Origin of the sequence: Odoribacter lunatus, from assembly GCF_943193135.1 — a bacterium.
Classification (GTDB): domain Bacteria; phylum Bacteroidota; class Bacteroidia; order Bacteroidales; family Marinifilaceae; genus Culturomica; species Culturomica lunata.
In genome coordinates, this window is record NZ_CALPCZ010000043.1 from 1 (window position 1) to 11,608 (window position 11,608).

Annotated in this window: 13 protein-coding genes; 12 read left to right on the forward strand and 1 reads right to left on the reverse strand. The window is 40.3% G+C overall.

The window, feature by feature from the left end:
• The first annotated feature begins 189 nt into the window (after positions 1 to 189).
• The 12 genes from NFR61_RS10610 (at position 190) to NFR61_RS10665 (ending at position 9,673) form a co-directional block, all read left to right on the forward strand.
• A complete protein-coding gene (locus NFR61_RS10610) occupies positions 190 to 432 on the forward strand; it encodes a hypothetical protein (RefSeq protein WP_251623903.1) in 243 nt (80 codons plus the stop codon).
• A gap of 11 nt (positions 433 to 443) precedes the next feature.
• A complete protein-coding gene (locus NFR61_RS10615) occupies positions 444 to 1,244 on the forward strand; it encodes a leucine-rich repeat domain-containing protein (RefSeq protein ID WP_251623905.1) in 801 nt (266 codons plus the stop codon).
• An 84-nt stretch (positions 1,245 to 1,328) separates the two neighbouring features.
• The gene (locus tag NFR61_RS10620; protein WP_251623906.1) at positions 1,329 to 1,793 is read left to right on the forward strand and encodes a hypothetical protein; all 465 of its coding nucleotides are present in this window, start codon (positions 1,329 to 1,331) and stop codon (positions 1,791 to 1,793) included.
• Between the two features lie 446 nt (positions 1,794 to 2,239).
• Complete coding sequence (locus tag NFR61_RS10625) at positions 2,240 to 2,464, forward strand: hypothetical protein (RefSeq protein WP_251623907.1); 225 nt, start codon at positions 2,240 to 2,242, stop codon at positions 2,462 to 2,464.
• 424 nt (positions 2,465 to 2,888) lie between these two features.
• Entirely contained in the window at positions 2,889 to 3,188 is a 300-nt protein-coding gene (locus NFR61_RS10630) for a nucleotidyltransferase family protein (RefSeq protein ID WP_251623908.1), read from the forward strand.
• A gap of 238 nt (positions 3,189 to 3,426) precedes the next feature.
• Complete coding sequence (locus tag NFR61_RS10635; protein WP_251623909.1) at positions 3,427 to 4,473, forward strand: WG repeat-containing protein; 1,047 nt, start codon at positions 3,427 to 3,429, stop codon at positions 4,471 to 4,473.
• 145 nt (positions 4,474 to 4,618) lie between these two features.
• The gene (locus tag NFR61_RS10640) at positions 4,619 to 5,026 is read left to right on the forward strand and encodes a hypothetical protein (protein ID WP_251623910.1); all 408 of its coding nucleotides are present in this window, start codon (positions 4,619 to 4,621) and stop codon (positions 5,024 to 5,026) included.
• 74 nt (positions 5,027 to 5,100) lie between these two features.
• Complete coding sequence (locus NFR61_RS10645; RefSeq protein ID WP_251623911.1) at positions 5,101 to 5,523, forward strand: hypothetical protein; 423 nt, start codon at positions 5,101 to 5,103, stop codon at positions 5,521 to 5,523.
• Between the two features lie 267 nt (positions 5,524 to 5,790).
• The gene (locus NFR61_RS10650) at positions 5,791 to 7,269 is read left to right on the forward strand and encodes a 4Fe-4S binding protein (RefSeq protein ID WP_251623912.1); all 1,479 of its coding nucleotides are present in this window, start codon (positions 5,791 to 5,793) and stop codon (positions 7,267 to 7,269) included.
• Between the two features lie 14 nt (positions 7,270 to 7,283).
• On the forward strand, positions 7,284 to 8,681 hold the full coding sequence (locus NFR61_RS10655) for an aldo/keto reductase (RefSeq protein ID WP_251623913.1): 1,398 nt from the start codon (positions 7,284 to 7,286) through the stop codon (positions 8,679 to 8,681).
• A gap of 4 nt (positions 8,682 to 8,685) precedes the next feature.
• Positions 8,686 to 9,108, forward strand: a complete 423-nt coding sequence (locus NFR61_RS10660) for a DUF1893 domain-containing protein (RefSeq protein ID WP_251623914.1) — start codon at positions 8,686 to 8,688, stop codon at positions 9,106 to 9,108.
• Between the two features lie 7 nt (positions 9,109 to 9,115).
• Entirely contained in the window at positions 9,116 to 9,673 is a 558-nt protein-coding gene (locus NFR61_RS10665; RefSeq protein ID WP_251623916.1) for an ECF transporter S component, read from the forward strand.
• On the opposite strand, the gene NFR61_RS10670 is transcribed toward NFR61_RS10665, so the two are convergent.
• Positions 9,606 to 11,039 (reverse strand): cytochrome c biogenesis protein CcsA, encoded by a 1,434-nt coding sequence (locus tag NFR61_RS10670; protein ID WP_251623926.1) that lies wholly within the window; start codon positions 11,037 to 11,039, stop codon positions 9,606 to 9,608. The genes NFR61_RS10665 and NFR61_RS10670 overlap by 68 nt on opposite strands.
• Positions 11,040 to 11,608 lie beyond the last annotated feature (569 nt).

The following is an 11,608-nucleotide window of genomic DNA, read 5'->3' on the forward strand; positions in this document are numbered from 1 at the left end:
GGTTACAAACGTTCATGCTTGCCATATATGCCTATCTTAGTATATATTCGGTTGAGTGTGGAGTAGCTGTTTATTTTCACGTGGGTGCTTGGTCGTACCTTAAGATTAATAAACTGATAGTCTCCACACTTCTTTTTTATTTAAAACTTGCCTTTCAGGAGATTTTCAAGGCGGAAATAAATTATAATTATGAAAATTATTTCAGAAGAAGACTTTAAGAAGTCTTTAAAAGAAAAAATTGGGACTCCTATTCGTGTATGTTTCAATAATGAAGAAAGAGAACCTTTGTATCTTTTCATTGATGAAAAGGAACAGAATTGTATTTTAAAGCAATCCTTTAAAGACTGCGTATCTCATTTCTTAAAAGAACAATTAATACCCTTTGAGGAAATACGTATAGAACCATTTCCATTTCATTTAAATAATAAATAACTCAAAAGACTATGAAAAAACTATTTTATCTATTCATGGTAGCCTTATGTGCTACGATGTTTACTGCATGTTCAGATGATGATGACAAAGACCCATTAAATGAGGAAGAAGAAGGTGGAGAGGGTGTGATTACGATGGTAGTGGAAGAGGATTATGTTTATTATTTATATGTAGACTCTTTCAAAGAAGGTGAGATTATTACTATAGATTGGGGAGACGGAACAGTTGAGAAGTTTAAAACTGTTTTATGGTATGATGGTTATGAAAAATATAATGAAATTCACTATTGGACAGATGAATTAGAACATAAGTATAGTAATTCAAATCCTCACCTTATTACAATTAAAGGGAATATAAAAGAATTAACTTATGAAGGTAGGGGCTTAACCTCTTTAGATGTTAGTAAATGTCCTGAATTAAGAGAATTGGGGATTGACTGCGACTTAACTTCTTTAGATGTAAGTAAGAATACTAAATTGATGGTGTTGTGGTGTCCCAGCAATAACTTAGCTTCTTTAGATGTAAGCAAGAATACTAAATTGACGGAGTTGTATTGTAACGACAATGAATTAACTTCTTTAGATATAAGTAAGAATAAAGAATTGATTCTGTTGGATTGTGGCGACAATAACTTCTCTTCATCTGCATTAAACAAGATTTTTTACGATTTACCTAAAGGGCGAGATGTAGAATATGATGAGTATGAAATAGCTCATTCAACTATTTGGATAGAAGATAACCCAGGCACTAATACTTGTGACAGAAGCATTGCAGAAAAGAAGGGGTGGGATATAGTGGATAGATTGTATTAAACAGAATAAATAACAATTAATTATTAACCTTTCATCACTCCTGATACTTTCGTGTTGGGAGTGGTGAAAATAATAAATAGAAGGATGAAAGCTAAAAAGAAAGTAGTAAATAAAAAATTAGACAGGAATGCTGCTTGTGCATTCCTGTTTTTAGCAGATGCAACAACCTATCTTAATAGAATACAAACTTTAGAAAAATGTGGTGAATATTGTTATGCTATTTTAAATATTTGGAATAGAATTGAAAGTACATTGAAATTACTCAATTATTATAAGCATATTAAAGATGAATATCCAGAACAACTAAAACATCAATATCTCCCTAAAGAAATTAAAGAAAAATTCAAACATGAAATAAAGATTATAATTAGTTCTGATAGACAATGTTTATGGAAGATTCGTAACAAAATTGTGCATCAAAACAAAACAATGACAAAGGAGGAATACGAACATTATTATCCCAATGCCGTTATTATTTTGAACGAACTGACCACAATTCTGCCTTCCAAACAAGATTTTCAAGAAAAATTAAATAGAACACGAAATTAATATTATTTGAGTTCTAATACAACAAGTCAGCAAGTATCACCGCTTGCTGATTTTTTTATACTGGTGAAAAAATACTGTAATTTCAGTTATATATACCTTTTCATAAATTTTCCACCAACTGAAAGAATATGAATTTAGGAAATAATGAAGTATGGATTTTGAGGGGAAGAGAAGTTTAACTTTAAAATGTGAATGCCTATGAAACATGTATTATAAATTAATGGCATATATGCCACCTTAAAATTATAAGTAAAAAGAATGTTTAACTTTGCACTGGTAGCAGGACAAGAAATGCCAAAACAAAAACCATAACTACCTAATTCACAGAGCAATAAAAAGAGGGTTTGAGTCCCGTTTTCCGCTCACAGAAAGAGGCAGTTACAAAAGTGGCTGCCTTTTTTGTTTGTCCTTTATCAGATTATAGTGAACTTCCAGAATATTGATGTATGCGAAAAACAGTTAAAATTGATAACGATAAATTAATCCGTTTCTTTAAAAATGAAGCTACTGATTCTGCTGGACGAACATTAAAAGACATTCTATTGTTCAATGATGATGAAATAGAGTATTGTCATAACTTTATACAATGGATATTTCCTACACAAATGAAAAGCCAGCATAATAATGACGCCCCTATAATTGATTCAGACTTTAAAAAATTGTTTCAATAATAAGGCAAAATCCAATTATTGCAAGACATGTAAAAAATATCTAAATTATATCGGTTTTGAGTGTAAAGCCAACTATATAACGCCTATAGCAAATCATCCTTTATTTTATGACAGACCTTTACATAATCAACTCAGAATCACACGCATGCTCTATTCCTTAAATCAAGTTGGCAATAAACAATATTCTTCTAATTTGTATAATGTCATCATGAAAATAATTAAGGAAGACCCAAAATGTTGTATCGGAAAATTCACCATAAGATATTGGGACGCAACACAAGAATAAGTTTACCGAAGTAATTCTAGTAAATTAGAAATCATAAACTGAAAATCAAGCCTTCTATAAAAACTGATTTTCTATGACAATTTATACAATAGCTTGATTATCCAGACAAAAGAACTATATTTGTAGAAAATATATGCTATGAATTTAATAGAATTGAATATCGATAAGATTGCAACTTTGTGTAAAAAATACAACGTTACTCAACTATTTGTATTCGGTTCTATTCTGACATCTCATTTTAATAAAGAGAGTGATATCGATTTTGTCGTAAATTTCAATAAAACACAAATAACAGATTATTTTAGCAACTTCTTTGATTTGAAATATGCTTTAGAAAATGTTTTGGGAAGAGAAGTTGATTTGCTAGAAGAACAAGCTATACGTAATCATTATTTGAAAAAAAATATTGAGCAAACGAAAGCATTAATATATGGATAGCTTCACAAAAAAACATAATCAAGACATATTAGAATAGAAGTGTTTGCTTCTTACTTGTGACAGTCCTAAAATTACCACTTGAATGACTAACAATCACAGCAGCAAGCAAGTGAATGCTCTCGCCGATAGGGTGTGAGTTTTCCTTGTTTGTGATTGTAGGTGTGTGATAATACCTTGGATTCAACAAGAAAGTTACCACACTCTTCTTTTTGTAGTATGGCTATAAAAAGAGTATAAAATGAATAATGACTTAATCATTTTTCAAGAAAACGGCTTATTTGGTGCAAAATATCCATTTGGAAAAATTGCTATTACTCCTAAATATAGGGAAATGTACCCATTCAGTTGTGGCTTATCATTAGTCAGAAATGAGAAATATCAGTATGCCTATATTAATATTGTAGAAAAACCAATAGTTCCATTTGGAAAATACATTTGGTGTGACCCTCAATTCGTTTATGGTTATGCTCGAATTAAATTAATGGATAATATCCATTGGGGAGTAATTGATACTTTGGGTAAAATAGCCATTTATCCAAATCTTGATTATATATCACCACTTAAAGCATTTAAAACAAAAGGTAATAATTATGCTGTAGAAATCACAGGAAGATACAAAGGAGAAAAAGTTGCATGCACAATTAACCCCAAGAGCATAGACCCAATAAGCAGATTAAAGCTGCCTATTAATTTTGAGTTTGAGCCTGATGCGGACGAATATTTAAGTTCTTTTGAATTTGAGTCTGATTTGGACTTAGAAAAATATTTAAGTCCTAAGGAGACAACTACTATTAAAAGAAATAATTTATTTACTAGTGATAATAATTATGAATCTTTCTCATTGGATGAAAAAGAGGAGTGGGAAAACAAAACTCTTGATGCGTTTGAAGGAGATGAAAGAATACATAAAGTGAAGATTATTTTTCAAGAATATGATAAAGTAGAGATAAAAGAAATAGATGAGTTATTTTATTTTAGTATTCTATTCCACGATAAATGGAGTTCACGCAATACAATCCAAGAATCTGAATATGTTGTTGTGGCATTATGTCGAGGTGTCTCCAGAATATGTCTGACTAAAATAAATCAAAAAGATTATTTAATTATTGACGATGGTATAAGTAACCCATGGCAAATTGAAGAATTTCTGGCTAGACAATGTGATAGTGATAGCAAGGTCACTGCCAAAATGCTTTATCATGCAATCTATGATTCTACAGCCCGAATATTCCCTAAAATGCGATTAACTGATATATACTATAACTATGATTGGCTTGCAGAATAGTTGTATTTGCATTTGGTATTCCTATAGCTTTAGCACAAGAAAAAGAAGAACCAATTGGTTCTATAGTAATCGTGATTTCTGGAATAGCTATGGCATGGTACGTAGCCAAAGCTATGAGCAATAATACCTAAAAATATGAAACAATATGGAATTCCCACTAGCATTTAGTCTGCAAAAAGTAGGCTTGCCACTGATACTGACATCTGGCAAGCTGAAAAACATCTGTTTCTTAATAGATACAGGCTCAACCCAAAATTTTCTACTTGATTTTGTATATGAACACTTCAAAGAAGAATTTAAACTACTAGAGGATTTTTCCAGAACTATGGGTATAGAAGGTCATTACAAAGAGTATCCCATAATTGAAGCGACATTCAATTTTGAGGGAACTAATTATACTTCGACCTTTTCTGTATTAAACGCTTCTGAAGCTATAAAACAATTGCAAGATGAAACAGGAGTGCAGATACACGGAATATTGGGCATTCCGTTCCTGACGGAGAACAAGTGGATTATTGATTTTGAAAATTTAGCAGTCAAGACCAATCATTAAATCGTGGAAATAAATGACTTGGAAAAATAGAAAGATTTAGAAAGCACCCTACCATATTCATTCAGGTAAAAGGAATGGGATTTACCTTTCTAATAGACACGAGTAGTAAATATAACCTGCTTGCTCCCTGTTTTGCCGACTTCTTTTATGAAGAATATCCATCCTCACGGGAAAGAATGGAATGTGATGACTGGGTTAATCCAAACCCTACTCAGGAGGAACCAATACAAACACCTCTATATTTATTTACGGATGTTTTCCATAGAAAGGAAGGTATAAAAAAAATCAAATGCAAAGACGGAATAAACAGAGAATGTGAACAGATTATTCTAAAATTTGAGCATGATAGCAAATCTTACTCTGAACTATTCTATGTAGACCATAGCCTCTGCTCCTACTGTACCTCCAAGAATAAAATCGCAGGTATATTAGGCATAAACTTCCTCAAGAAACACAAATGGGTCATTGACTTTAAAAATCAAGAAATCAATACATAAACAAATTTATTAAGAGTATGAAAACTTAAAACTAAGCAATTCCAAGTCTTTCCGTTATGATAGGAAAAATGGAGAGTAGGTGATTTATAAGAAACTGCCTTTTTTGTTTGTCCTTTACTTGTCGCAAACAAAGTGCTTCCATCCGTAATTTAGGTAAAAATATCCGTAATTTGTCTATGTTGAAAATCAAAAATAAGATTCTATTTTTGTATCGGAATAAAAGGTTGTAATAAATCAGGTATCATAAACTAAATACATCATATCATCATGTTACGAAAAATAAGAATCCTTTGTGCGTTCCTGTGCTTCGCTCTGATCACGCTGTTGTTTCTCGATTTCACAGGCAGCATTCACGCATGGTTCGGATGGCTTGCCAAGATTCAATTTCTTCCTGCACTTTTAGCCTTGAATGCGGGAGTTGTCATCGCACTCATCCTACTGACGCTGATTTTGGGACGTGTATATTGCTCCGTGATATGCCCGCTGGGCGTATTTCAGGACATTATCTCCTGGATTGCCGGGAAACGTAAGAAAAATCGGTTCAGCTACTCCCCCGCCCTCACGTGGTTGCGCTACGGTGTATTGACAGTCTTTATCATTGCTTTGCTCGCCGGTATCGGTACCGTCGTAGCCTTGCTGGCACCTTACAGCGCTTACGGCCGCATGGCATCCAACCTGCTGGCACCGCTGTACCAATGGGGCAACAACCTGCTGGCATATTGGGCGGAACGGGCAAACAGCTACGCCTTTTACTCGGTGGACGTATGGATGAAAAGCATCGCCACATTCGGCGTCGCCGTGGGAACATTTATCATTCTTGCCATACTGGCCTGGCGGAACGGCAGAACTTACTGCAACACCATCTGTCCGGTAGGTACCGTACTCGGATTCATCTCCCGGTTCTCCTACCTGAAACCCATTATTGACACCGAGAAATGCAACAGCTGCGGCCTGTGCGCACGCAACTGCAAAGCTTCTTGTATCAATTCAAAGGAACACACCATTGATTACAGCCGCTGTGTCGCCTGCATGGATTGCATCGGAAAATGCCACAAAGGAGCAATTGCCTATGCCCACCTCCACAAAGCCGCTACCCCGGAGAAAAAAGAAGAAGTAAGCCAGGCACGGCGCAACTTCCTCACGATAACCTCTCTGTTTGCCACCACCACTTTCCTGAAAGCACAAGAAAAGAAAGTAGACGGAGGCCTGGCAGTCATCGAGGACAAAAAAATCCCCAACCGTGCAAATCCTATCACGCCTGCCGGTTCACAAAGTATCCGGAACTTCACGCAACACTGCACCGCTTGCCAGTTATGCGTATCGGTATGTCCCAATCAGGTACTACGTCCTTCTTCCTCATTAGACAGGCTGATGCAGCCCGAAATGTCGTACGAACGGGGCTATTGCCGTCCGGAATGTACCAAATGCTCGGAAGTCTGTCCTGCCGGAGCCATACGCCCCATCACTACAGCCGATAAATCATCTACGCAAATCGGTCATGCCGTATTCATTCCCGAAAACTGCGTCGTAAACAGAGATGGAGTAGAATGCGGCAATTGCGCCCGCCATTGTCCTGCCGGAGCCATACAAATGCTGCCGAGCATCGCGGACGACCCGAATTCACCCAAACTTCCGGTAGTAAACACCGAACGCTGCATCGGTTGCGGAGCCTGTGAAAACCTTTGTCCCGCACGTCCGTTTAGTGCAATCTATGTAGAAGGACACCAGAACCATCGAACCGTTTAATAGTAAAGAAGACCATGAATAAAAAAGAAATAAACCGCAGGAAATTCTTAAAAATACTAGGGGCAAGTGCAGCCACCACCACAGCGGCTTTATACGGTTGCAAATCGGAAAACAATACCGCCGTGGCAGGAAGCACCCCCGGAGAAGTTCCTACCGACCAAATGACCTATCGCATCAATCCCAAAACAGGCGATAAAGTATCCCTGTTAGGCTACGGATGTATGCGGCTCCCGACAATCAGCCACTCCAGCGCCCGGGACTCCAATGACGATATAGACCAGGAAATGGTGAACAAACTCACCGACTACGCCCTGGCACACGGCGTGAACTATTTCGATACATCGCCAGCCTATTGCAAAGGACGCTCCGAACACGCCATGGGAATAGCCCTCAGTCGCCACCCGCGCAACAGTTATTTCATCGCGACCAAGCTGTCCAATTTCAGCCCCGACACCTGGAGCCGCAAAGCCTCCATCGCCATGTATCATAACTCATTCAAAGAGTTGCAAGTGGATTATATAGACTATCTCCTGTTGCACGGTATCGGCATGGGAGGCATGGAAGCACTGAAAGGACGTTATTTGGACAACGGTGTACTCGACTTCCTGATAGAAGAGCGCAAAGCCGGACGCATCCGCAACCTGGGATTTTCCTACCACGGAGACATCAAAGCATTCGACTACCTGCTCTCCCGTCACGAGGAAATAAAGTGGGACTTCGTACAAATCCAGCTCAACTACGTTGACTGGAAACACGCAAAAGAAGTCAATTCCCGCAACACCGATGCCGAATACCTGTACGGGGAACTGAACAAACGCAACATTCCCGCCGTCATCATGGAACCCCTGCTGGGAGGACGCCTCTCCAACGTCCCAACACACATCGTAGGACGTCTGAAACAACGCCGCCCCACAGACAGCGTCGCTTCCTGGGCATTCCGCTTCGCCGGCTCTCCGGAGAAAGTACTCACCGTACTAAGCGGTATGACCTATATGGAACACTTGCAGGACAACCTGCGCACCTACTCGCCGCTGCTCCCGCTGAACGATGACGACAAAGCATTTCTAGAAGAGACAGCACAACTCATGCTGAAATATCCCACCGTACCGTGCAACGACTGCAAATACTGCATGCCCTGCCCCTACGGCATCGATATTCCGTCCATCCTGATACATTACAACAAATGCGTCAACGAAGGCAATGTGCCCAAAAACAGCCAGGAAGAAAACTACCGCAAAGCCCGGCAGGCATTCCTCGTCGGCTACGACCGGAGCGTTCCGCGCCTGCGGCAGGCCAACCACTGCATCGGATGCAACCAATGCGTACACCACTGTCCGCAGAACATCAACATTCCGAAACAATTGCAGCGCATCGACCAATTCGTCGAACACTTAAAACAAGGCACCCTGTAACAACATGGAAGAACTCATCCGGCTACTGCACGAAGAACAGTGTTCATGCGTCATCGCAAACCGCGAAACCCGAATCTTCAGACAACGGGGTGTAGCGGATTTGTACAAACTATTGCACCGTGAACCGGCCTTCCTGAAAAACGCATCCGTTGCGGACAAGGTCATAGGCAAAGCCGCGGCAGCCCTGATGATAGCCGGAGGCGTCAAAGAAATATACGCCGACATCATCAGCCAACCCGCCCTCTCCCTATTGCAGCCAACCGGAATAAAAGTCAAATACGGGCAATGCGTGGACCACATCATCAACCGGACACAAACAGGCTGGTGCCCGTTGGAAACCATCTGTTACCCCATTCATTCCGTACAGGAAATTCTGCCTTGCATTCAAGAATTCATAGAAAATCAAAAACACAACACAAACAAATAAAAGAACAATGAAAACAACAGCAAATCTGTATTTACTCAATTACAACAGCGCCAAGACCTACTTGACCGCCGGCATATTCATTGCAGGCAACATCATTCTGCCCCAACTCGTCCATCTGATTCCGCAAGGAGGACTCACCTGGCTGCCGATTTACTTCTTCACATTAATCGGAGCATACAAATACGGCTGGAAAGTGGGACTATTGACCGCCCTCCTGTCGCCGCTTATCAACTCCGTACTTTTCGGAATGCCGGCAACAGCCATGCTGCCCATCATAACAATAAAATCAACCCTGCTGGCATTTGCTGCCGGAATGGCAGCCCGTTATTTCCAACGAATCTCTTTAGGCATCCTCGCACTCGTGGTACTTGCCTACCAAATACCGGGAAGCCTGTGTGAATGGATAATGACAGGCAGTTTCTTTGAAGCCCTTCAGGACTTCCGCATCGGCCTCCCCGGCATGGGCTTGCAAATCTTCGGAGGATACTTATTCCTGCTTACCCAGCATAACTATGCAATCCGCCGAGAAAATAATTCACGCCGAAATAAGTCATCAAGACAGTAAAAAAGGCACAAACCATATAAACATGAAAAAATACGGGCTTCCTGAACATCGGACAGGAGCCCGTATGTAATGCAAACGCATACACCAAAAACGTAATCAACGCCCACACCTCCTTCGCATCCCACGCCCAATAGCGCCCCCACGACACATTCGCCCAAACGGCTCCGATAAAAATTCCCATTCCCAACAGAAACAACGCAGGCACTAAAAACAACCGGGAAAGAGCCAGCAGCTCCCCAATCCGCCCCGTCTTATTCCCTCCCGCAAACACCAAAGCCAACACCCCATTGACAAAAATAAGGGACAACAACGCATAAGCCATTATAATAAACGATACATGCCAACTCAACAACGGAGAAGCAAGCACCGGAACAAGCGGTGTAACCTGCGTATTCATTCCGGCAATCGCAGCCGACAACAAACATAACCCCGCCAGCAAAAGCCCCGCAGGAGCAAACCATCGCACCCTCCCGGCCAAAACGACAGCCACCGCCAAAATCACCCAAGCCAGCAACAACATCGTCTCATAGCCATTCCCCACTGGAAGCCTCCCGCTCGCATAAACACGCCATCCGATATAAAAAGTCAAAGCCCCCAAAGAAGCCCGCAACAAAAAAACAAAACCTCTTTCCACCCAAACAGCAAACCTCCCCCGCACAAACGGTCCATCTCCCCGCTGCTCCTCTCCCTCACCCCAAAAACAACGCCATGCCCGCCGAAAATAACCGTTTCGGACTCCCAAATTCCAACACATCGCCAAAAACAACAAAAAATACCCCGTATAAGTAAACGGTATGCCCCACGGGTCATAATTCACCGTCAGAACACTTCCGTACCCGTCACTATCGTAAGACGTTTGATAAAACCGATATCCCCGGAAAGAAAAAATACGATTCATCGCCACCTTAGCCCCGACACATTCCTCCCCGGCAGGACAAACAGTAAAAACACTGGTATAATCGGCAGGCAACGACGTACCGGCATGATAAGTAATAAAAAACGTATCCAGCGTCACCGCAAACGGCAGTCCGCTCACTCCCTCCCCCTCCGCCATAAACACACACACCGGTTCCTCCACCCGCAAATGCACCGTCCCCCGCCGGGCTGTCCAGAAAGTAAGCAATGCACCCGCTAAAATAACCACAAAAGCCATGTGTAAAAGGAAGACAGGCAAATTCCTGTACAACCTGCGCCGAACCGCATACGCCAACGAACACCCCACCGCTATCCCCCACAACGCAACAAACCACCACGAACCATAAACATGCTCATGCACATACGCCATTCCCCAATACTTCTCCACAAACGTCGTGCCTGCCAAAAGCACCCCTATCACTCCCCATAAAAAGAAAACCGCTTTCTTCATATAAACAATTTTAATACAAAAATAAGGAAATTCAAAGTGGGAACAATTAAAAGATTTCTTCGGGCACTCGTATAGATTTCAACTATTCATCTCCTCTTTTACAAAGCTATTTCAATTCTATAAAGCATTTATAAGCATTTTGTCTGGATTTTGATAGAATTTTATAGACTGAATATAGCCTTGATGAAAGGGACAGGTTACTATAGTCTTACTTGCAAGTGCTTCACACCTTTAGGGTTTCAACTTTTTAACCTTTTCTACTTTCTGAAGTTTTTTCTTTATATTTGTACCGTGTGGCAGAGAGAGCTGCCGTAATTGAAATATTATTTGAAGCGTTTAGCTTTATCCTAACTTAGAAAACGACCAATTTTTAAAGCAGAAGGATAAACAGTATAAACGTTCATGCTTGCCGTATATACGTTCGTGCTATATACAGGTTAAGCGTGGGTAACTGTTTATTTCTGCTTGGGTGCTTGGTCGTACCTCTAAGTTGATAAACTAAAGTTCCCACGCTTTCTTTTTGTTATAAACCCACCTTTCCGGGGACTTTCAAGGTGCTAAGTAATTTC